Genomic DNA, 22,457 nt, shown 5'->3' on the forward strand with positions numbered 1-22,457 from the left:
GACGACTGAGCTATGCGAGTCCTCTTCACCAACCATGGCCTGAGTGTGCGGGCTGGTACGGAGCTCTATGTCCGGGACATCGCTGTCGCCCTTCTCAAGCGGGGGCACGAGCCCTGGTGCTGGTCCCCAGAGCTGGGTGTGGTGGCCGATGAACTGCGGGCCGAAGGAATCCGGGTGGTGCAATCGCTGGCAGATCTGCCCGGCAGACCGGATCTGATCCATGGGCATCACCGGCTGGAAACGACGGCAGCGGGCCTATACTTTCCTGATGTTCCCGTTGTTTCCTATTGCCATGGACCCAAGGCCTGGCAGGAGAGACCGTGCCGGTTGCCCAATGTGGCCTTCTGGATTGCGGTGGACGAGGCCTGCCGGGAGAGGCTGGTGAATAAGGAGGGGCTCGAACCCTCGCGGATCCGGGTGCTCTTGAACTTTTTTGATGCGGATCGCTTTCCCCAGCGAGGGGCGTTGCCATTGAGGCCGGAGCGGGCGCTGGTCTTCAGCAACTATGCCTCCCGGGATACGCATGTGCCGGTGCTGCGCCAAGTCTGTGAGGCAGCAGGCATCCGCCTGGATGTGGTCGGGCTGGCGAGCGGAAAGGTGGTGGAGGATCCCGGAGCTTTGCTGGTGCAGTACGACCTGGTGTTTGCCAAGGCGCGTGCCGCGATCGAGGCGATGGCGGCGGGTTGTGCGGTGGTGCAGTGTGACTCCTTTGGGGCTGGCCGGATGGTCACGCCGGATAATTTCCATGAACTCCGTGAGCGCAACTTTGGCTTCACCACCATGCGGATGCCGCTGACGGTGGAGCATCTCGCGGCGCAGGTGCGGCAGTATGATACCGTGGCCTGCGAGGCAGTGAGTGAACGAGTTCGGCGGGAATGCTCCCTGGACCAAGCCGTAGAACAGCTGCTGGGCCACTATCAGGACGCGCTCCAGTGGAAGGTGCCGTCATCATCCAGTGTTGAATGCCTGGAAGGTGCGGCCCTCTTGCTGGAGGGGGAGATTCCGTATGCACGTGCGGGCAGGGAGGTGCTGGATGTGCGGCGGGAACTGGACAAACTGCGTGGGGAGTTGGAAAGGGTTCGTGGGGAGCGCGATGACGCAAAGACGTCGTTGGCGGCGACCAAGGAGCGCCTGATCCAAGTCAAGGCAGAAGCGGCGACGCTCCAGCGGCGGAAGTCTTGGTGGGAAAGATTGACCCGGCGCGGTCGGTAGCACTGCTCCGGCCTCAACTGCGGGACCATTTGGTCAATTCCGGCCAAAGATTGCAAAAAAAGAGAAAGAACGGTCCGGCGGTCACGTTTCCGCGGCGACAAGGGACTTTTTGAACCTTCACCGCTTTGGTTATGAAACCGCTACTTCCTCTTCTGGCTCTCCTGGCTGCTCCCGCGTTGATCTCCGCCGCCTCCCTCCCGGAGGCGCAGAAGATCGATGCCCTCCTCGCCAAGGACTGGCAGAAGAACAACCTGACTCCCAATCCGACCGCACCTGACGCAGTGCTGGTCCGCCGTCTCTACCTCGACATTGCCGGGCGCATCCCCACCGCCGAGGAGACGCAGGAGTTCATGAAGTCTCAAGATCCGCAGAAGCGGGCGAAGCTGATCGACCGGTTGCTGGCTTCCGACGGGTACACCAGCAACATGTTCAACTACTGGGCGGACATCCTGCGCCTCACGGACAATGTGAAGGGCAAGATCACCGCGCAAGCCTATGAAGAATGGCTCAAGCAGCAGCTCAAGGCGAATAAGCCGTACGACCAGTTTGTTCGTGATCTGCTGACTACGGACGGCGGTGTGTGGGACAGCGGTTCCATTGGCTTCTACCAGCGGGATGAGAACAAGTTGGATCATCTGGCTTACACCGTACAGGTTTTCCTTGGCACGCAGATTGTCTGTGCCCAGTGCCACAACCACCCCTTCGACAAGTGGTCCCAGAAGGACTACTACGGCATGGCCGCCTTCACCTATGGGATGGACACCAAGGGGGGCGGGCTCGACTTCAAAGGCCTGGCCAAGAACGCGGGTAAACCGCAGGTGGACCGTGCGGCGCTCAAGAACATGACCCCCAAGGAGCGCAAGGCCTACATGGCTGATCAGCGCAAAGAGGGCGGGACAGTCGCAGCTTCAACCATGAGCCGCGAGGAGATGCAGGAGGTTCGCAAGACGCTGCAGGATGTGATGAAGCCGCTGCGCTACACTTCCATCCAATGGAACGACAACAAGCTGCCCAAGCTGCCGAACGACTACAAATACCCGGATGCGAAGCCGGGTGAGGAGATCGCTCCAAAGGTGCTCTTTGGTCATGACGCTGTGTCCAACGGCGTGGAGACCCGGCTGCAGGCGTTTGCGGACTGGATGACCTCGCCAGACAATCCCCGGTTCACCACGGTGATTGCCAACCGCATGTGGAAGAAGGCGTTTGGCATCGGTCTCATTGAACCCGTGGATGAGATGATGGACTCCACGGTTCCTTCCAATAACGAGCTCATGGAGTACCTCAACGAGCTGATGGTGGAGAAGAAGTACTCGCTCAAATCCTTCCTCCGCGTGCTCTACAATACTGAGGCCTATCAGCGCATGTCCACACGTGAAGAAGTGCCGCTGGGTGAGCTGTATCATTTCACCGGTCCGGTGCTGCGCCGCATGTCGGCTGAGCAGATCTGGGACAGCTTTGTGACCCTGGCACGCGGCAGCGTGGACGGCTCGGTGGGAGACAAGGATGAGCGCATGCACCAGTATCTGGGGGATCTGAAATACCTGATCGATACCGTGAAGGACAAGGGGGCGGAAGGGTTGGTGGAAGTGGCTCGCAAGGGAGCCGCGGATCGCGAGGCTACCAACGCCAAGCTGGAATCGCTTCGCAAGGAGATGGAAGCCGCGCAGGCCAGTGGCAATGCCAGCACGGCAGGTCAGCTTGCGAGAGAAGCCAATCGTCTTCGCCGGGAGAACTCCAATGGCATGCTTGAGGCCATTGTGGGTGAGGATCGGGCCGACGATTTGCGCCGAGGCTACAATCCAGACAAGAAGGGTGGCAAGAATGCCGTGCCCGCCGGGTTGAGCCGTGAACAACTGGCCACGATGTCCAAGGAGCAACGCCGCGATGCGATCAAGATGGGCAACAGCCTGAACTTGACGGCGCGCGCCTCAGAAATCGCTTCGCCCGCCCGTCCGGGGCACCTGCTGCGCACCTTTGGCCAGTCGGATCGCGAGCAGATCCAGAATGCGAGCGATGACGCCACGGTGCCGCAGGCGCTGGCCCTCCTGAATGGTCCCACCTCCGAGGTCCTGAACAGCCCGGTGAGCCGGCTGCGTCAGGATGTGGAGAAGGCGACCTCTCCCCAGGCTAAGATTGACGCTATCTATCTGGCGTGTCTGAGCCGTCTGCCCAGCAACAATGAACGGACCATGCTCAACGACGTGATCCACGAGCGCGGTGATCGCGCCTATGGCGACGTGATTCAGGCCCTCCTCACCGGCAGTCAGTTTGTCTTTGTGCAGTAAGCAACCCGTTTCTTCAGTTCTCAATTCCACCACCTCACGATCATGAAAAGTCTCCTTCAAAAAGCAGACGAGATCTCCCGCCGCGACTTTGTGATGCGCGCCGCCAAGACCTGTCTCGGAGTCTCTGTGCTGGATGTGCTGGCAGGGACGCGTGCCCACGGTGCCTTTGAAGGGGCCGCGAAGGTTCGCCAAGTGCCCACGGCCAAGAACGTGATCTACCTCTATATGAGCGGGGGCATGAGCCACCTGGACACCTTCGGCGTAGTGCCCGGTGCAGAGGAAATGGGGGCCACCAAAGCCATTGCAACCTCGGCTGACGGCGTGCAAATCAGTGAATACCTTCCCACCGTCGCCAAGTCCATGCATCATGGCGTGGTGTTGAAGTCGCTCACCTCCACGCAGGGTGCGCATGCTCAAGGAAACTACTTCGTGCACACCAGCTACACCATGCGGGGTGCCACACGGCATCCTTCCATGGGGGCCTGGATGACAGCGTTCCAAGGGCGGAACAACCCGGCTCTTCCCGGCAGCGTGATCATCACCGGCGACAGCAAGCACCCAGGGGGTGGATTCTTCGACGCCTCTATTGCTCCGCTCGTGTTGAACAATCCCGCGGGTGGCCTGGCCAACAGCAGCCGCTTGGCCTCGCTCACGGAAGGTGACTTTGACTACCGTCTGGGCCTCTCGGCCCGCTTGGACGCAGGCTTCCAGAATGCTTACAGCTACAAAGGTGTGAAGGCCTATGCTGATGTGTACCGTGATGCGGTGCGGGTCATGAAAAGCGAAGACCTTACGGCCTTTGACTTGAGCAAGGAGCCCGAGGCGGCCCATGAAGCTTATGGGAGTGATAACTTCGGCCAGGGCTGTCTGCTGGCGCGCCGTCTCGTGGAGCATGGGGTGCGTTTTGTGGAAGTGAACCTCGGGGGCTGGGACACGCACCAGGACAACTTCATTCGCGTGCCGGAGAAGTGCGCCACGCTGGATCAGGCTCTGGGAGCCTTGTTGCCGGACCTGGATCGTCGTGGGCTCCTCAATGAAACGCTCGTGGTACTGACCACTGAATTCGGCCGCACGCCGAAGGTGAACCAGAACGACGGGCGCGATCACTATCCCAAGGCCTTCTGCTCCGCGATGTGGGGTGGGGGACTCAAGGGTGGCCAGGTGTACGGCAAGACGGATCGCGGTATCGAAGTGGTGGAAGACAAGATCGGGGTGCCTGATCTCAATGCGACCATCGGCTATGCCGTGGGCCTGCCGCTCGACCAAGTCATCTACTCGCCCACGAAGCGTCCCTTCACGGTGGCCGATCATGGTCAGCCGCTGACGCAGTTGTTTGCGTAGGGGGCGGTAGGGCTCGGGAGAATTCAGTCCAACCACAGAGGCACAGAGAACACAGAGGTTCAGAGGAACCGAGTTCTTGATGTGCCCATGTGGTTGAATCGAGGGATGTTTTAGCCGAATTTCACGCCCGCTTTTTGCACCTCGCCGTAGGGCAGGAGCCAGAATTGCGGGGGCAGCGCCGCGAGAATAAAGGAGGCGGGGGTTCCCAGCCCCGCTGGTGAGCGAAGCGACAGAAGGTCGCAGATCCAGCGGCTTCTTGCCGTCTGTCGCAAGAGACGGAGAAGTCAGGGCTTGCGTTTTAGGTGACTATCTATCAGGCTTTCAGGTTCCGCTCTGGCATTGCAAGCGTCAACCCTCCGCTGAAGCTCCCATGATGCTCACTCCGCTTCCTCTTCTGTTGCGCGAAACGATGTCGGAACTTGGCTTGGATGCGGTGGAACGATGGTGGGAGGATCTCGATGAATCGGGACGTCGTGATGTCATTGAGCTTTGGCAGGAAACAGCTTCGGCCGGTCCAGTGGAGGTCCGGGTCTCAGGGGTGTTCGTGGATCGGGGCGAGCTTGGTGACGACTCAGGCTTCTGGCACAACGACTTCTATGAGTACCTCGTCAACAATGAGATCTACCTGCTCGATCCGATCCAGGCGCATGTCTGCACAAGACATCCGCTTGCACGTGCGGCTGTTCAGAGGGGGCTGATCCCGGACGATTTTGAGTGTCCGTTTTCAAATGGCAATTGCCCGATGCGAGGTCTTCTTGAGCGGGATCCGGGCAGATCGATTCGGTTGGGCGTCACGTTTAAGAGCAAGGTGGTCCGATAGGTGACGCCCACTTGAAAGGGACCGAGTTAACATGCTCTGATCTCACGAAATCGCCCCTGCCACCCCTTTGGCGAGGCGTACAATCTCCGGACCATCCGCAAGTCCCTCTATGAAGCGTGTCGGGATGCCGCTCAAGCCCACTTGAGCGCCGACCATGGCGCCGGCCAAGCAGGCGCGGGACATGTTTTGCCCGCCGCCATTGACGGCGTGGAGGACAGCGCTCTCGAAATCATTGTGGAAACGGGCCGCCAAGTGATAGGCCGCAGGAAGGACAAACTGGATGGCGCAGGACAATCCATAGACCTGCGAGACTTTCCATGCTGGCTCGACCCGGGTGTCCGGATCGGTGGCGGACTTCGCAACCCAGGAAGGCAGCAATAGGGCATCTGGGGATGCAAAACCAAATCCTGCCGCCGCGGCGGTCGATGATGAGGCGATGGAGGAAGGGGCGACAAACGGAATCTCTCCGTTGCGGACCCGGTCCATGAGTTTGTCAGAGAGTTCCTCGTCAAACGCTTCGCCGCGAATGAGCAGGGAAAGCACGCACGCATACCCGACCGTCTGTTGCTCGACCAGCGAGTCGGTCTGGGAAAGGTTGGTGTTCTCCCATGCATGACGGGCGGCCAGCCCGGGTTCCATGGCATAACGGGCAGCGAGCAGGGTGACGCGCTCGGCGGCTTCGGAGGTGTCTGCATTGCCACCGGTCTGCCCCCACGGTTTGCCCTCCTTGACCCGGGCCTGCCAGACTTGGCGGATGGAGTGGTTGGTGTATCCGCCGGGGCCGACATACGGCGTGCCGTCAAGCAGAGGGAGGAACTGTTCGTCGAGCCGACGGGTGAAGTCGGTCTCGTCATAACCTCCTTGATCGGCAAGGGAGCGCAGCAGATGAAGCATGATGATGCCGGTCTGCGACAAATCGCCGCCCTTCATCCCAGCGTGATATTTGGCGTGCGGTTTGGGGTCGGTGTAGCCGCTGATCCAGGGTCCGAAATCGCGCCGCATTTCATCCAGGTCATAGTACCAGTGAGGGCCGAGTCCCAGCGCATCCCCAATGAAAGCCCCGACGATTGCGCCTGCGGCACGATCAACTGACGATTCGAGCGAAGACGGGGACAGGGGCGGAGAGAGGGGGGCGGTCATAGAGGAAGGGGGGCGGGATCGAGACGGGTGTAGTGACTACGTCTGCGGACCCGTTCTGGGGTGGCAACGTTTTTGGGCGCATGCTGGTCATGAGGTGCGTAGAGGGAGTGTGAGCTTGCAACCCATCGCCGAAAACCTCTGGCTGCAGCACTATGCGTTGTCGGTGCTGGGAACCCAGCATGGACGCAACGTGAGCATCATCCGCCTCGCTTCTGGAAAGGTGGTGGTGCATTCCATGGCACCGTTTGCCTCAGGTGAGGTTGAGGAGATTCGGGCGTTGGGGCCAACGGGATGGCTGGTGGAGGCCATGCTGCTGCATGACACCTATGCCAAGGAAGGCCGTGCCGCGTTCCCTGAGGTGAGTTTCCTGGGGCCTCCCGGATTTGAAGCGGTGGTCGGCTTCCCGGTGGGGCCTCTCAGTCCGGCCCCGGACGAGTGGGCGGGGGAGCTGAAGGTGTTCCCGCTAGAGGGGGCACCCAAGCTGGAGGAGCAAGTCATGCTGCATGTGCCCTCCCGCACGCTGATTGTCGCGGATCTGGTGTTCAACTTCGATCCCCAAGAGAAAGGGTGGGATCGCTTCTTCCATCGCTATCTCGCGGGCTTCAAGCGATACCCCGGTATGAGCCGGATCTTCCGCCTTTTTGTGAAAGACAGGGCGCGATTTCTGGAGTCGCTGAAACCGGTGATCGCGGCCGACTTTGATCGCCTGGTGGTGGGGCACGGCACCTTGATCGAAACGGGGGCCAAGCAGAAGCTCCTGGAAGCCCTCCGGGATGCTGGCTTTGCGCTCGATTGAAGTTGTGCTTGAAGGCGAGGGCTGCTGATGCGAGAGCCTTTGCCCTTCTTTTCAAAAGGGGCCACCCTTCATCTTCGCAGCACGTGTCATTGCCATCCCCTGAAGAACGTTTCGCACCTGTCGCCCTTGCGACTACCCCGATCCGCTGGCTCCGCGCCGTCTGGTCTCGGCTGAGCAGACTGTTGAAGGTGGTCCCGCTGACTGGGCTGATTGGTTGCGGCGGAGATGGGCAGATTCCATCAACTCCCGGTCATGACCAGTCCGTCTCTGGAATCAGTGAGCATCCTCTGGCCGTGGTGGCTGCCAAGGTAGGGACTTATCCGGCGCTGGTGAAGTCTGGCGCGGGCTACTTTTACGATGACGTGCTTGAGTATCGCGTCTGGATGCATCCCGAGCGTGGGGCTCCGTCGCTGGACGAGGAGGGTGGGGATTACTTCGTGGCCTTCGCCCAGTACGAGAAGGCACTGGCCTTCTCCAAGGCCAGCCCCGGCGCTGAGGAACCTCTGGTCTTGGTGCGGCAGATGGAATACATCAATGAACCCGAAGAAGGCGTGTACGAAGCTGCCAAGGACGAGCGGTTGACGGAGTGGCGGGTAGAATGGCTGGAGGGTTCCAAGAGGCAACCTGACTCCATTGAAAAGTTTCTGCGGGAGCACGGCAAGTGAGGGCCTGCCTCGGAGGAGGCGTCGACCAGCATCATCGATTCAGGGACATGCGGAAATAGACCACACGCTCTGTTTCCTCGAATCCCAAGGCCTCGTGCATGAGGTGGCTGGAGGTGTTCTCCAAAAGGGCATCTGAGGCCAGCTCGCCGCAGCCCTGTGATCGGCCCCAGTTCATCACTGCGGCCACCAGCGCGCGGGCCACGCCGTGGCGACGCCAGGATGGGTGAACATAGATCCCCTCAAGGAACGCGACCGGGGAGCTGGAGGTGCCGTTCACGTAGTCGTGGCGCACGGAGGCCTCCGCCAATCCGACAGGCGTGCCTGTGGCATCCGTTGCGAGGAGGTGGTGGTGGCGTGATGAGAGGGAAAGCTGTTCTTCCATCTCCGCCAGATGTTCCTCCGCGGACGACTCGGGCCATAGAGCGAGCCTGAACTCCAGCCAGGCTGGATCGAGGCTGGAAGTGCATTTTTGCAGAACGAAGTCCATCGACGAGAAAGGCTGGGGGTTCGAGTTGTTGAAAATGCCTGAAGGCACAAAAAAAGCGTGAACCGGAGGTCCGGTTCACGCTGAAGCAGGGTGCTGGAGGGAATCCAGGCGATGCGACTACTCGACCAGACCGGCGAGGTTGTCTTTGCACCACTGGCCGTTCTGGCGGGTGACGCCATCCGGATCGCCGATGGCTTCGTGGCACTCATCTTCACAGATGATCCAGCCTTCGAACTTACGGACGACAAGCCACTCGGTGATCTTGTGGAAGTCGAGCTTGCCGGTGCCCATCTTCGCCCAGGGCTCAGGACCGTTGCCGGAGAAGTCCTTGTAGTGGATGTGGTCCACGAGATGGCTCCACTTGTCCAGCGTGGCGATGACGTCCATGCCGCCGCGCGCGATGTGGCCCACGTCCGGAGTCCAGCCGGTCACGGTGGGGTCCAGGCTGTTGATGATGACATCATAGTCTTCCTGGGTGCGCACCACGGAGGAGGGAGGGCTGTTCGGGTGGAAGGAGCAGGAGATGCCCTGCTCGACCGCGCGACGGCTCACGGCGTTCACATTTTTCACGAGGTTCAGACGGCGCTCGTGGATGTTCTTGCGGTTCGTCGGAAGGGGCACCGTGCAGAGCTTGGCACCGGGGAAGTTCTTGAGGATGGCGAAGGTGTCGTCCGCCTGCTTGCGCTCGTCGGCCGTTTCCGTGGCTTCGTTCCAGCCGCAGACCAGGGCAATGCCGGCCAGTTCCACGTTGTTCTTGTCCAGATGCTCCTTGAGCTTGGCGGGGTCGGCCAGGTCGCCCATCCAGAAGTGCATGGGCTCGATGCCGGCAAATCCGCTCTCACCCGCCACCTTGATCATGTGGTCGAGTTTGTTGTTGTAGGCTTGTCCGGAGCCCTGCATGAACCAGGTGTAGACTTCGGAGCCGAACTTGATTTTGGCCATAAGGTCGTGTGCTGTTTGGTTAGGATGTTGGTGGCTGAGAAAGGTGAAAAAATTCCGCAGCGGAGAGCCTCTTGGCTAGCGGAATCCGGTGGCGAAGTCCAGCGGGAACTTGGCGGGTGTTTCAGTACGCAGCGGTCGCCCAGGGATCATTCACCCGCTTTCTCAAAAAACAGGGTCAGCTCGTGCCGGTTGTAGGTGAGATGGGTCTGGGCAAAGAGCTTCAATCCAGCGGCGTCAGCCTTGGCCACGATCTCATCCCGCAGTTGGAGCGGAGCCTCCACCGTCTCCACCTTGGGCAGCTTGAGGGTGAAGACGATGATGCCATTCCTACGGAGCTGGCGGGAGAGGCGGATGACCTGGCGGATGGATTCCTCAGGCTCCCCGTTCATGTCATCGAGGATGGCGTCGTAGCGATCCTCACGGGCAGGGCGGAACTCCGCCACGTCCATCTGGTGGAAGACCAAGGCGGGATTCTGAAACAAACGCCGGTCCAGCGGGGAGCGGTCCAGCGCTGTCACGCGGAACTCCCGCACGAGCAGTTCCGAAGTCATCCCCCCTGGGCAGGCTCCGAGCTCCAGCCAGTGGCTGCCAGTTGGGAGAGCGGGGCGGTAGAGCTTCAGGTAGTGCAGAGCCTCGGCGATCTTGGCACCCGCCCGGCTGATGGTATCGGGCGTATCCTTGGCGACATAGAGGCTGCCGCCAGCATAGAAGCCATTCGCAGACTGCGGGGTGGAGATGCCGCAGAAGAGGCCCTCCTTGCCCACCAGACAGAAGAGTGTGGGGGCTTGGCTGTCCTGATCCTCCACACCCTTGGCTTTCATCGCCGGGAAAAGCTGGAGCGCCCGGCCGCGGAGGTTCGAGGCCAGACTCTTGTAGTAGGGATCAGGAGAACCGGGATTGAGCTGGCCGATGAGCAACTGCTGCGGGCTGCGGGGACCGAACTTCTTGACGAGGGTCTGGGCTGCCTTTTCCACGAACCCTTCCATCTTGGCAGGGTGGCAGGGCCAGGAGTGCTCCAGGGGAATGTTCCACCGGGAGAGCACTGATGCAGGGCTCTGCCGGATGGCCTCGGGCGTGGCGGTCTTGACGGAGTAGAAGTCTGCGCCCAGCCGGGTGTGGGTGCTGGCTCCGAAACGCGCCAGCACTTCCTCTGCCACCGGGGCAAACACTTCTGAAATGCGCACCAGCCACGGTTGCGGGGTAGCATCAGGGGGTGAAGCGGAGGAGGTAGCGGGATCAGCAGAGGACATGGGCAGGGGTGACGATGCCGATGGGTGGGGGTGCGGTCAATGTCAAACGGGTGGGTCGTGTGGCTCGGAAGGTCATCCAGACGAGGCTCCCAACTTAAATCAGCCCTCATAATGGGTCTGGCGCGATTGACCAAAAACGTGAAATCCAATTCGACACCGGTGGCCCGTCTGGGTAGCATGCCGGGCAATCCCGCCATCTTCCGCCCATGTTGCGATGCTTAGCCCTTGCGGTACTCCTGGCACTGCCAATCTCATTGGGAAGTTGTGCGTCCTCCGGCCAGTCCCGGGATCTGACCAATCAAGAGGCGCAGACCTTCCTCAAGCACGTACAGATCTGGGTGATGTCTCCCAAAAAAGGGCGGGCCTCCATTTTGCGACCACCTGCGGGTGCGGAAGTGGATGCCTCACTGGCGGTGCCGATCAGCAGTGACGGATATCTCCTCGCGACGGCCCATGGGATTCCGGCCCACGGGGTGGTGCTGACGCTGCGCGACGGGGAGAATCGTCCGGTGTACATCTCCCTGCTGGATGGAAAGGGGCCAGCGGAGTTTCAGGTGGTGATCCCAGGGACTGACGGAGATGCCGCCGCTTCAACGCGGACGACGGCGGTGAAACTCAAGGAACAGCGTCTGCGGGTGGTGAAGCGCTTCTACGCCAGCGACCTGGTCTTGCTGAAGGCTCCCTTCAGAACGCCTTCATACGTGAAAGTTCTTTCATCGGTCCCGGTGCCGAATGAGCCAGTGTACTTTCCCTCGAACCCCGTGCTGGGAGAGGCAAACGCCCTTGTGCTTTGCCCGCTGGACCGCGTGGCCATCACGAGTGTCAGTTCCTGGTTCATCGCCGTGGAGCATGCCGCCCGCCAAGGCTACAGCGGCACGCCGATGATGAATCAGGATGGGGAGTTGATCGCGCTGGGTGTGAAGAGCTCGCTTTCCAGCAAGCATCCGGTGCTGTGGGGTTCCGGGATCTCGAAGGAGACGCTGGATGCGGCAATGGCGGCAGATCGACGCCAATCGCGCGGGTGAGCGGTCGATAGCTGTCTCCGAAAAAAGTAAAGCACGCCAAGGAGAATGTCCCTGGCGTGCCAACGTAAGGTTTCGAGCTGGCGTTACTCGCGGGACCAAGCCAGCAGGTCCAGCGCGGCCTGTTTGATCTCAGCCTGCTTGTTGGCGTCCAGGTCTGCGAGCAAGGGCAACTGAGGGCCGGTGGCAGCGATACCCGCGAGGTCCACGGCGTGGTGAAGCACCTGGATGGGGTTGTAGCCGTTGCGGAGGTCTTCCAGCGCGAGGAAGCCTTTGCGCAGCGTTTCGGCCTTGTCGATGTCGCCCGCTTTCAGCGCCTCTAGCATCTGCTGGGAGCGGTTCGGGGCCACGCAGACGCAACCGGCGGTGTAGGCGTGCACGCCGAACTTCGTCCAGTGGATGATGGCAGGCTGCTCGCCGATGCCGCTGACCAGGAGTTCACGCGGAACTTCGTTGGAAATGGCTTCGAGAAGGGGGTCGTTTGCGGGGTCTTCACGCACCACGGCATACTTGATCCAGGAGATGGCACCTGCTTCCACAAGGGACTTCACGATGTCCACCGTAACGTAGCCTTCGTCCTTCACATAGAGCACGGCCGGGCGGCCGAATTTTTCCACGAACCGCAGGACTGCCGCACGCACGCCGTCCGGCTTGGAGACGGCGGTGGTGGGAAGAATCATCGCAGTGGGAAACTGCTTGCGCGCCAGGATGGCGGCCTGATCCATCATGGTGCCGAAGTAGGGGCCCACGGCGGGGATGATCAGGGAGTTGGCTCCGGCAACCTCCGCCAGCTGATCGAGAACCTCCTCGTATTCAGCCAGGGAGATGTTGTAGAAGTTGGCGTTGCCGCCGTAGAGGAAGATATCCACGCCGCCGTTCTCGATGTGGCGGACGAGCTTGGCGTTCTCGGCTGCGCTCACCTTGAAGTTGGCGTCCCGGCAGAGCGGCGGCACGGAGATGACGGAGCGTTGAAGATCTGAAGGCGTGAACGTGGTTTGCATGGGAAAAGGAGAGGGGAGCTAGGTTGGAGAAGATTTAGGTGGAGCGCAATGGGCAAAAGAGGGGGCTCAATGGATGCGGGGCTCCGGTGTGGGCGTGCCCGTGTGGTGAAGAAAACGGAAGTCGCAGCCCTCGTTGGCCTGGGTCACCTCGTTGAGGAAGAGGTGCAAGTAGCCGCGATCCACCTTGCGCTTCGGTGCCTGCCACTCGGCACGGCGGGCGGCCAGTTCTTCATCGCTGACGTCCAGTGTCAGGGTGCGCTCGGGCACATTCAGGGAGATGATGTCCCCATCCCGCACGAAGGCGAGCGGGCCGCCCACGGCGCTCTCGGGAGCCACGTGGAGGATGCAGGCGCCGTAGCTGGTGCCGCTCATGCGGGCATCGCTGAGGCGCAGGACATCACGCACACCTGCCTCAAGCAGTTTCTTGGGCAGGGGCAGCATGCCCCACTCTGGCATGCCGGGAGCACCGACGGGGCCGGCGCTCTGCAGCACCATCACGGAATCGGCAGTGATGGGCAGATCGGGATCGTCCAAGCGGGCAGCGAGGTCTTCATAGTCCTTGAACACCACGGCCGGTCCGGAGTGCGTCCAAAAGCGCTCTTCCATGGCGCTGTGTTTGATCACAGCCCCATCAGGGCAGAGGTTCCCGGTAAGCACAGCGGTGCCGCCCTCGGGTGACAGGGCCTGATCGCGGGAGCGGATGACCTCGGTGTTGTGGATCACGGCATCGGCCACGTTTTCACCCAGCGTCTTGCCATTTACCGTGGGGCACTCGGTATGCAGGATGTCGGTGAGCTGGTTCAGCAGAGCGGGCAGGCCCCCGGCAAAGTAGAAGTCCTCCATGAGGAAGCGGCCGGCGGGGCGCAGGTCCGCCAGACGCGGGGTAAGGCGGGAAACAGCATCAAATTCGCTCAGCGGCAGCTTGATGCCAGCACGACCCGCCATGGCGATGAGGTGCACGATGGCATTGGTGCTGCCACCGACTGCCATGTCTGCCACGATGGCGTTGTGAAAGGCCTCCTTGGTCAGGAACTTGGCTGGGTTGAGGTCATTCCACGCGTTCTCCACGATCTGGCGTCCGGACGCGGCGGCCATGCGCCAGTGGCGGGCATCGCTGGCGGGGATGCTGGAGGCTCCAGGCAGAGAGAGGCCGAGGGTCTCGGTGATGGCCGTCATGGTGGCGGCGGTGCCCATGGTCATGCAATGGCCGTGGGAGCGGGCGATGCCGTCTTCGATTTCACACCAGTCATCCTGAGTGATGTTGCCCGCGCGCAGCTCGGCCCAGTACTTCCAGGCGTCGGTGCCGCTGCCCAGCGTCTGGTCGCGCCATTGGCCACGCAGCATGGGGCCGCCCGGCACGAAGATGAACGGCATGTCTGCACTCAGCGCTCCCATGATGAGGGCAGGAGTCGTCTTGTCACAGGCACCCAGAAGCACGGCCCCGTCCACTGGGTGGCAGCGCAGCACTTCCTCCGCTTCCATCGCCAGGAGATTGCGATAGAGCATGGTGGTGGGCTTCATGAAGTTCTCGCTGAGCGAGAGCACGGGAATCTCGATCGGCATGCCGCCGGCCTGGAGAACGCCCTTTTTCACGTTCTCTGCCAGCACCTTGAAGTGCAGGTGGCAGGGGTTGATCTCTGACCAGGTATTGAGAATGGCGATTACCGGCTTGCCCTGCCAGTCCTCTGGTCCCAGGCCCAACTGGCGCGCCCGGGAGCGGTGGCCAAAGGAGCGGAGATCATTGGGGCCAAACCAACGGTAGGAACGAAGCTGATCAGGTGTGCGGCGGGTGGGCATGGGAGGTGGAGAATGGCGGGAACGGCGGTCGAGTCAAACGATCGGGAAAACCAAACGCTGGGAGTCGCTTCAAGCTTGCCACGATCCTCGCCCTGCATGTAAACAGGGCCGCATGGTACTGGAGTCAAAATCATGTGTGGTCACGGGCGCAGCGCGGGGCATAGGTCTGGAACTGTGCAAGGCCCTGGTGGCAAAAGGGGCCCGTGTGGTGATGGCGGATGTGGATGCCGCCGCGCTGGAGTTGGCCCGGAAGGAGCTGGGGGCAGCGGTCCACCCCGTGGTATGCGATGTGACGAGGGCAGATTCCGTGGCCGAGGCGGGGCGACAGGCTTTCGAGGCCTTCGGCGGAGTGGACGTGTGGATTAACAACGCCGGCCTGGCCCGACACCGCTGGATCACCGAGTACACGGAGGCCGACATCGACCTGATGCTGGATGTGAACCTGAAGGGGACCATCCTCGGCTCCCAAGAGGCTCTGCGGCGCATGATCCCGGAAAAACGCGGTCACATCGTAAACATCATCTCCACCGCGAGTTTGCGCGGCATTCCCTCTGAGACGGTGTACTGCGCCGCCAAATGGGGCGTGCGGGGCTTCACCCAGGGCTTGCAGGAGGAGGCTGGGGCTCATGGCATCCGCGTTACGGCCCTGCTGCCTGGCGGGGTGGACACGGCTTTCTGGGATGGGGCCTCCAGCCGGAAAGCTCCCGTAGAGAAGTTTCTGTCTCCCGCCCAAGTGGCGGATGCGACCCTCAAACTGCTGGAGTTGGACGACTGGTGCGTGCCGCGGGAACTGGTGCTGCGGGCGATCGCGGACACGGATTTCTCCGTCCAGCCGTAACACGGCTGATGTTGGTTCCTTGGCGATGCCCGCATGCGAGCATCAGTAAAAGGAGCGAGGGACATTCCTGTCCCGGTTCGCACCAAAAGTTCCATGAGATCGCTGTGGGTTGGGGGTGGGGACTACGATGGCAGTCATCCGGCGAATCCTTGCGTTGGAACGCCTGCTGGGTCCGGGACTGGAAAGTCCCTGCCTCCTTCTACTGACCAGTTTCACGGGCGTTCTAGGAATGTACTTTGAGAAGGTTCGAGGTGGTCAACTGTACCTAGCATGCAACAATAAGAGTCTAGAACCCAGGCGTGAGGGAATATCTGACCCTTTCGCCTGTATATCCTGATCATTGAGCCGCAAGGTCGCGAATATTCCTAATATGGCAGAGATCCTCTGCTAGGGAGGCGCGACTCGCATGACCGCCTCCTCCCCATTTCGCACCGTGGAGCTTTCCGACCCAGCCTTCACCGGCCCGGGGCTGCGCTTCGCAACTGTCAAGAGCAAGGCGTTGAAACGACGGGCGGACGTGGCGCTCTTCACTCCGCAGGGGTATGCGCCCAAGCGCCTGCCGCTCGTGATCCTGCTGCACGGCGTCTATGGCAGTCATTGGGCCTGGGCGCTGAAGGGCGGGGCTCACCGCATGCTGCAGCGTCTGGTGAGCCGGGATGAGGTGCCGCCCATGATGCTGGCCATGCCCTCAGACGGGCTGTGGGGAGATGGCTCCGGATACCTCACGCACCAGGAGGCGGACTATGCCTCATGGATCGTGGATGAGGTGCCGGCGGTGGCCGCCCTGGTGGCCCCGCAGGTGGAGGGAGCTCCGTTGTTCATCGGCGGGCTTTCCATGGGGGGCTATGGGGCGATGCGACTTGGAGCCCTGCATTCCAAAAGGTTCCGGGGAATAAGCGCGCACAGCAGCATCACCGACTACCGGCAGAAGCAGGAGTTTGTGGAGGAGCCACTGGATGACTTCAAATTGAGACCGGGTGAAGTGACCTGTGTGGCGGAGGCGATCCGGATGAATCGCGCCCATCTGCCGCCTCTGCGCTTTGACTGCGGCACCGATGATCCCTTGATCGAGCACAACCGGAAGCTGCATCAAACCCTGCGGGATGAGGGCATCCAGCATCACTACCAGGAGTATCCTGGTGGACACACCTGGCGGTACTGGAGCGCGCACCTCGCAGATACGCTGCGGTTCTTCGGCGGGCTGGTGGGGTGATTGTGGCTCAGTGACTCCTAGACCCCGACCTCACGGGAGGCGTTGCGGATCTCCTCAGGGGTGCTCTCTTTGCGATTGAGCGTCTGGATCAGGCTGCGTACCTCCGTGCTGCCAATCCCAGGTTCCTGGAAGATCGGGTGCTGCAAGAGATCGGTGATGGAAGGTCGCATCTGGGGATCGGGGTGGAGCATCTGATTGATGAGCCGGTCCAGGGTGCCGGCACCGCGACCCACAGGATTGCCAGAGCCATCGGTGCCCAGTGGGCGGGCGGTGTGGTCAGAATCCGTGCCGAACTGCAAGACTGCATCGTACACCTGCTGCTGGTACCTCGGGTCCTCTTTGTCCAGGGTGGCGAACAGATGTTGATTCCCGTGGAAGAGCTGGAAGGCGGTGACGCCCAGGGCCCAGGTGTCAGACTTGCCCGTGACCACAAAGCCTTCCTCCTCACCGGGCAACGGTGCACCGGACTCGATGGCGCGAGAGGACGAAAGGACCTCCGGTGCGAGGTGCAGGGTGTTGTCGATGGGTTTCTCCTGGAACGTCTGACGGGTGCCCTGGAGGGAGAATCCAAAGTCGGCCACCTTGGCGCGACCGTCCTCACCCACGAGGAAGTTCTCCGGTTTGATGTCGAGGTGGAGCATGCCCCGGGTTTCCTGCACATGCTGCATGCCTTCCAGCATGTCGCGCAGCAGCGTCAATCGGGCGAGGTTGGCGGACTCCGGGGTGATGTCGCCGCGTTGCTCCGCATCAGTGATGCGGTCGCCAACCTTGGCGACATCGCCGCCGGGAGCCAGCTCCATGGCCAGGAAGACGAGGCCATTGGGGGAGAGGAAGGCCCCTTTGTATCCCACAATGTTGGGATGGCCTTCACCGTGGGCAAGGTGGTGGCTGCGTGCCTCCCGGGCGGAGATCTCAAAGAAGGGCTGGGCGGTCTCTTCATCCAGCATCGGCATGTTCGCGATGGTGGGGTACTTCAGCACGATGCGCTCCGTCTTCTGCACCTCCTTGCCGTCCTCCACTTCCGTCCAGCGGGCTTCGTAAAGATCGACGATGCCGAGGCCCCCGTGGTTCAAGTAGTCAACACGATGGTAGGTGCGGCCGTTGAGCACGCAGGTCTCCGGATCCACCATGTGATTGGAGAGCTGGCTGACCGCGGCGGTGTAGGCCTTGTTGATGAAGAGCTGGACCCCAAAGGGAGCTGCATCAAAGGAGGCGCCCAGAGCATCCCGCCCATCGCCAAGGGTGGCGGCGAGCGCGCGATGCAGGTCTTCCTTGAAGGCGGGACCTTTGGAGGTGATGAAGCCGAGTTGCTGATCCTCCGTGAGCTGACGGAGGTCCCGGGCCATGAGTTCACCCAGTGTCTTGGAGAGATGCTCAACGGCGTCGTCGTCCCGATTAGCGACGGCTTCCTGAACGAGTCGTCCCAGGCCCTGGAAGGTCTCTGACTGCAGGGTTTCCTGGGAGACGTGCTGGAAGCTGGGATCCTCCAGAGGAGGCGGCGCATCCTCGCCAAGCACCACATCGGTGTGCGGTGTCACTTGGTGCGATTGCTGGCGGAAGGTCTCTGCGGCGGAGTCCAAGCCGGTGCGCTCGTGCGTGGTGACGTGCTTGAGCCGGTCGCGGGAGAAGCCCTGGATCTCCTGGTTGATCTCCCCCTGGGCGATCATGCGGTTGGGATCCTCACCGAGCTTGGCAAAGTAGATCTCCTGCTTGGCCGTGGCAAACTCATCGCCCCGGTCCACATGCGTGGGACGAAGGCGGGTGCCTGTATCCTGGAGTTGCTTGTCCAGAGGTTGGTAATTCTCCAACGGCACGAGCTGCCGGTGGGCCTCGGCCAGGCGGAGGTTGAGCTCATTATTAGTGCCCTCCGGATTGGCACCCTCCAGGTGCAGTTTCAGGGAGCGGAGTGTTTCCACCCGGGACTCCACCGGAGCCCTTTCGCGCTCCTGTTCTTGCAACAACGCAGCAAGCCGGTCGGCCTCTTCCAGGTGCTTGCAGGGCAGGGTCTGGATCTCACTTTCCACGAACCGGATCATCTCGAGGACGGGGCCCGCATCACCGTGGCCGTCTTCGCCGCGATGCCGCTGGATGATCTCCAGCTTGGCCTTGAGTTGATTGAGCACGGGGAGAAGCTCCGTGTCAGGAGCGCCCCGTGACTTGAGCTGGTGGTACTGTTCCCCCAGGCGGATCGCGGCCTTGTGATTGCTGCCAACGGCAGGATCGGGGGCAAGGTGGTTGTTGATCCGGTGGGCCAGTCGCAAGACGCCGTCCTTCAGGTTTGCATACCCAGAGGCCCGGCCTATGGCGGATTTGATACCGACGCGGCTCAGCAGGTTCTCCGTGGAGACGCGGTCTCCGCCCAGACGGGTGTTGATGCTGTCCACCACGGTCTGCTGAGAGGCGCGGGCCGTGCCATTGGGGCTGATCTTGATGCCGCCTTGCTGGTCCTGCTGCGGGGCATGACCAGGATTGAGATGCAGCTGCGACTGGGTGCGGGTGACGTTCATAGCGATGGCAGTGGGTGAAGGCGCGTGTGCCTTCTACTCAGCCTTTGTGGCTATGGCGGTTACACCTCGGTGGATTTGCGGGACTTGCTGGTGGGGGCGGGAGGGAGCACCTGACGCAAGAATCTCCCGGTCGGGCTGGCCTTGTTCGCGGCCAGTTTTTCCGGGGTGCCTTCAGCCACGATCATGCCGCCCTCACTGCCCCCACCGGGGCCGAGGTCGATGACCCAGTCGGCACACTTGATGACGTCCAGATTGTGCTCAATGACGATGAGCGTATTGCCAGCATCGCGGAGCTTCGTGAGCACTCCCAGCAGCGTCTGGATATCGGCAAAGTGCAGGCCTGTGGTGGGCTCATCCAGCAGGTAGAGCGTGCGTCCGGTGGCTTTCTTCGCCAGTTCTGCGGCGAGTTTCACCCGCTGGGCCTCACCGCCAGAAAGGGTGGCCCCGCTCTGGCCGAGCTTCACATAGCCCAGGCCGACCTGCTCCAGCGCATGCAGCTTGGGGAAGATATTGGGCTGACGATCAAAGAAGCGGCAGGCCTCGGCCACGGTCATCTCCAGTACCTCGGAGATGCTGCGCCCCTTGTAGGTGATCTCCAGGGTCTCCGCATTGTAGCGGCGGCCCTGGCACTGGTCACAGGTGACCTGCACGTCGCTGAGGAAGTGCATGTCGATGGTAAGCACGCCATCGCCGCCGCACTTCTCACAACGGCCACCGGCGACATTGAAGCTGAAGCGGCTGGAGTCATACCCGCGAACCCTGGCGGAGGGGAGCTGGGCAAAGAGATCCCGGATGGGCGTGAAGGCCCCGGCATAGGTGGCGGGGTTCGACCGTGGACTGCGACCGATGGGGGACTGGTCGATGACGACGACCTTGTCCACACCGTGCAGACCGGAGAGATGGTCGTGCTCGCCGGGCTCGTCCTTGGCACTGTAGAAGTGCCGCATGAGGGCTCGGCGCAGGATGGTATCCACCAGGGAGGACTTCCCGCTGCCGGAGGGGCCGGTCACGCAGACAAAGCTGCCGAGGGGGAAGGAGACGGTGACATTCCGCAGATTGTGCTCCCGGGCTCCGTGAATGGTGATGCAGTCCGGCTCGTCCCGGTGGGAGGCAGAGTCATCCACGAGGAGTTGTTTCTGCGATCCGCGCCAGGGGATGCGCGTGCGGGGCACGGGAATGGAGATGCGGTGATCCAGATACGCGCCAGTGGTGGAGCGTTCGTTCTGCATGACTTGGGCGGGGGTGCCCTCGGCGATGATGAGGCCTCCCTGGGGGCCGGCCCCGGGACCGAGCTCGATGATCCAGTCTGCGGCCCGCATGGTGTCCTCGTCATGCTCGACGACGAGCACAGAGTTGCCCAGATCCCGCAGGCGCTTGAGCGTGCCGATGAGGCGCTCGTTATCGGCGGGGTGGAGGCCGATGCTGGGCTCATCCAGCACATAAAGCACGCCTGCCAGACCAGCGCCTATCTGGGTGGCCAGGCGGATGCGCTGGGCCTCGCCACCGGAGAGGCTGCCGCTCTCCCGGTCCAGCGACAGGTAGCCGAGTCCCACTTGATCCAGGAAGTCCAGGCGCTTGAGGATCTCCTTTTGCAGCTCCTCGCAGTAGGTGCGTTGCAGATCGGTCAGGACCAGTTCTTTTACCCAGGGGATGGCATCGCGGATGGCCAGCCGGGTGATGTCATGAATGTTGAGCTGGGGGCGGGGCGTGGTGGCGGCGGTGGCCAGCAGCACGGCCAGTACTTCCGGGCGCAGACGGCGTCCGTGGCAGGTCTTGCACGGCAGCGGGTTCATGAAACGAGCCAGCATGGCGCGCAGCTTGTCCGTCTTGGTCTCCGCGTACATGCGCTCGACTTGCTGTACCAGGCCCTCAAAGGGCTTGGCCAGGCTGCGTTTGTTGCCGTCCAGCTTCCAGCCAGTGGGCACGGCGGTCACACCCGTACCCTGGAAGAGGGCCTCCTTGAAGGCAGCCGGCAGCTTCTTGAACGGTGTGTTCATGTCTGCACCGAAGTGTCGAGCCAGGGCCTCTACGGAGCGGTCATGCAGGGCCTTCAGGCGCGGCTGGCGCGTCCACCAAGTCTTCACCGCCCCTTCTGCCAGCGTCTTGGTGTCGTCAGGCACCAGCAGATGCGGATCTGCAGCCATGAGGGCTCCTACGCCTTCACAGGCAGGGCAGGCCCCCACGTGGGTGTTGAACGAGAAGTGTTTGGGCGTGAAATCGTCCAGCACCAGACCCGTCTCGGGGTTGGCATAGGCGGTGGTGAAGGCGCGGACTTCCTCGGCCTCGCCGGGTCCGGTGAGGAATCGCACCTCCCTCGGGTTCCATTTGAGCGCTGTCTCCAGCGCCTCCATGAGGCGGGTACGCACGCCCTCCCGGATGACGAGCCGGTCCACCACGATCTCAATGGAGTGGGGCTCGGCCCGGGGTGTGCGCAATTTTTCGTCCAGCTCCAGGATTTCACCATCCAGCCTCACCCGGACGAAGCCCTGACGCTGGAGTTTTTCAAACAGTCCCCGGAAGTCGCCTTTCTCGTGATCCACGGCCGGTGCCAGGACGATGGCGCGGGTGCCCTCGGGCAGGGCCAGGATCTCCTCGGCGATCTCGGCGGAGGTCATCTTCCTCAGGCGCACGCCGGTGGTGGGATCGTGCGGCTGCCCGGCCGCCGCGTAGAGCACGCGCAGGTAGTCGTAGATCTCGGTGACGGTCGCGATGGTAGAGCGCGGATTGTGCGCCACGGTGCGCTGCTCGATGGCCACGGCGGGCGAGAGACCGTCGATGAAGTCCACATCCGGCTTGTCGAGCTGGTCCAGGAACTGGCGGGCGTAGGCAGAGAGGCTCTGTACGTAGCGGCGCTGGCCCTCGGCGTAGAGCGTGTCAAACGCCAGGGAGGACTTGCCGGAGCCGCTCACCCCGGTGAGCACCACGAGCTGGCCGCGGGGGATGTCCACGTCCACATTGCGCAGGTTGTGCTGCCGGGCACCCCGTACGCGGATGATGTTTTCTGCTACAGGGCGGGAATTCATGGGGCAGGGGATTGCCAACATCCACCGGAAGGGGGGCGGCATCAAGGCGCAGGGCCGGGCTGAGGGCCAAAAAGTTCTGAAATATCAGCGCAACCTTCTCAAACACGGTGTGTTTACG

At 62.0% G+C, this 22,457-nt stretch carries 17 protein-coding genes; 9 read left to right on the forward strand and 8 right to left on the reverse strand.

What is annotated here, in order from left to right; all coding sequences use genetic code 11:
- Window positions 1–12: 12 nt before the first annotated feature.
- The 4 genes from BV106_RS22265 (at window position 13) to BV106_RS22280 (ending at window position 5,658) form a co-directional block, all read left to right on the forward strand.
- On the forward strand, window positions 13–1,212 hold the full coding sequence (locus tag BV106_RS22265) for a glycosyltransferase family 4 protein (RefSeq protein WP_051946194.1): 1,200 nt from the start codon (window positions 13–15) through the stop codon (window positions 1,210–1,212).
- A 131-nt stretch (window positions 1,213–1,343) separates the two neighbouring features.
- The gene (locus tag BV106_RS36060) at window positions 1,344–3,497 is read left to right on the forward strand and encodes a DUF1549 domain-containing protein (protein WP_051946195.1); all 2,154 of its coding nucleotides are present in this window, start codon (window positions 1,344–1,346) and stop codon (window positions 3,495–3,497) included.
- 42 nt (window positions 3,498–3,539) lie between these two features.
- Window positions 3,540–4,838, forward strand: coding sequence for a DUF1501 domain-containing protein (locus BV106_RS22275; RefSeq protein WP_038168401.1), 1,299 nt, complete (start codon window positions 3,540–3,542; stop codon window positions 4,836–4,838).
- 370 nt (window positions 4,839–5,208) lie between these two features.
- Window positions 5,209–5,658, forward strand: coding sequence for a hypothetical protein (locus BV106_RS22280; protein WP_038168403.1), 450 nt, complete (start codon window positions 5,209–5,211; stop codon window positions 5,656–5,658).
- Between the two features lie 42 nt (window positions 5,659–5,700).
- Here BV106_RS22280 and BV106_RS22285 read toward each other — a convergent pair whose 3' ends face one another.
- On the reverse strand, window positions 5,701–6,798 hold the full coding sequence (locus BV106_RS22285) for an ADP-ribosylglycohydrolase family protein (protein WP_051946196.1): 1,098 nt from the start codon (window positions 6,796–6,798) through the stop codon (window positions 5,701–5,703).
- 115 nt (window positions 6,799–6,913) lie between these two features.
- On the opposite strand from BV106_RS22285, the gene BV106_RS22290 reads away from it, so the two are divergent.
- Complete coding sequence (locus BV106_RS22290; protein ID WP_265595954.1) at window positions 6,914–7,594, forward strand: hypothetical protein; 681 nt, start codon at window positions 6,914–6,916, stop codon at window positions 7,592–7,594.
- An 83-nt stretch (window positions 7,595–7,677) separates the two neighbouring features.
- On the forward strand, window positions 7,678–8,259 hold the full coding sequence (locus tag BV106_RS22295) for a GCN5 family acetyltransferase (protein ID WP_265595955.1): 582 nt from the start codon (window positions 7,678–7,680) through the stop codon (window positions 8,257–8,259).
- Window positions 8,260–8,290: 31 nt separating this feature from the next.
- Here the strand turns inward: BV106_RS22295 and aac(6') are convergent, their stop codons facing one another.
- From aac(6') to BV106_RS22310, 3 genes are all read right to left on the reverse strand, one after another.
- On the reverse strand, window positions 8,291–8,746 hold the full coding sequence (aac(6'), locus tag BV106_RS22300) for an aminoglycoside 6'-N-acetyltransferase (protein ID WP_051946197.1): 456 nt from the start codon (window positions 8,744–8,746) through the stop codon (window positions 8,291–8,293).
- Window positions 8,747–8,863: 117 nt separating this feature from the next.
- A complete protein-coding gene (locus BV106_RS22305) occupies window positions 8,864–9,688 on the reverse strand; it encodes a sugar phosphate isomerase/epimerase family protein (protein WP_038168406.1) in 825 nt (274 codons plus the stop codon).
- A 146-nt stretch (window positions 9,689–9,834) separates the two neighbouring features.
- Window positions 9,835–10,938 carry an SAM-dependent methyltransferase gene (locus BV106_RS22310; protein WP_038168407.1) on the reverse strand — a complete coding sequence of 368 codons (1,104 nt, stop codon included), beginning with the start codon at window positions 10,936–10,938 and terminating at the stop codon, window positions 9,835–9,837.
- Between the two features lie 206 nt (window positions 10,939–11,144).
- Between BV106_RS22310 and BV106_RS22315 the strand changes: the two genes are divergently transcribed.
- Window positions 11,145–11,963: a hypothetical protein gene (locus BV106_RS22315; protein WP_265595956.1), complete on the forward strand. Its 819-nt coding sequence runs from the start codon at window positions 11,145–11,147 to the stop codon at window positions 11,961–11,963.
- Between the two features lie 83 nt (window positions 11,964–12,046).
- On the opposite strand, the gene BV106_RS22320 is transcribed toward BV106_RS22315, so the two are convergent.
- Window positions 12,047–12,961, reverse strand: coding sequence for a dihydrodipicolinate synthase family protein (locus BV106_RS22320; protein ID WP_038168411.1), 915 nt, complete (start codon window positions 12,959–12,961; stop codon window positions 12,047–12,049).
- 66 nt (window positions 12,962–13,027) lie between these two features.
- Window positions 13,028–14,758 (reverse strand): L-arabinonate dehydratase, encoded by a 1,731-nt coding sequence (araD, locus tag BV106_RS22325; RefSeq protein WP_038168413.1) that lies wholly within the window; start codon window positions 14,756–14,758, stop codon window positions 13,028–13,030.
- Window positions 14,759–14,870: 112 nt separating this feature from the next.
- On the opposite strand from araD, the gene BV106_RS22330 reads away from it, so the two are divergent.
- Window positions 14,871–15,596 carry an SDR family oxidoreductase gene (locus BV106_RS22330; protein ID WP_051946198.1) on the forward strand — a complete coding sequence of 242 codons (726 nt, stop codon included), beginning with the start codon at window positions 14,871–14,873 and terminating at the stop codon, window positions 15,594–15,596.
- A 406-nt stretch (window positions 15,597–16,002) separates the two neighbouring features.
- Window positions 16,003–16,809 (forward strand): alpha/beta hydrolase-fold protein, encoded by an 807-nt coding sequence (locus tag BV106_RS22335; RefSeq protein WP_038168414.1) that lies wholly within the window; start codon window positions 16,003–16,005, stop codon window positions 16,807–16,809.
- 17 nt (window positions 16,810–16,826) lie between these two features.
- Here BV106_RS22335 and BV106_RS22340 read toward each other — a convergent pair whose 3' ends face one another.
- Together BV106_RS22340 and uvrA are read right to left on the reverse strand one after the other, a co-directional pair.
- Window positions 16,827–19,316, reverse strand: coding sequence for a protein kinase (locus BV106_RS22340; RefSeq protein ID WP_038168415.1), 2,490 nt, complete (start codon window positions 19,314–19,316; stop codon window positions 16,827–16,829).
- 59 nt (window positions 19,317–19,375) lie between these two features.
- On the reverse strand, window positions 19,376–22,339 hold the full coding sequence (uvrA, locus tag BV106_RS22345) for an excinuclease ABC subunit UvrA (RefSeq protein ID WP_038168417.1): 2,964 nt from the start codon (window positions 22,337–22,339) through the stop codon (window positions 19,376–19,378).
- Window positions 22,340–22,457 lie beyond the last annotated feature (118 nt).

It is taken from the genome of Verrucomicrobium sp. BvORR106, from assembly GCF_000739655.1.
Lineage (GTDB): Bacteria > Verrucomicrobiota > Verrucomicrobiia > Verrucomicrobiales > Verrucomicrobiaceae > Verrucomicrobium.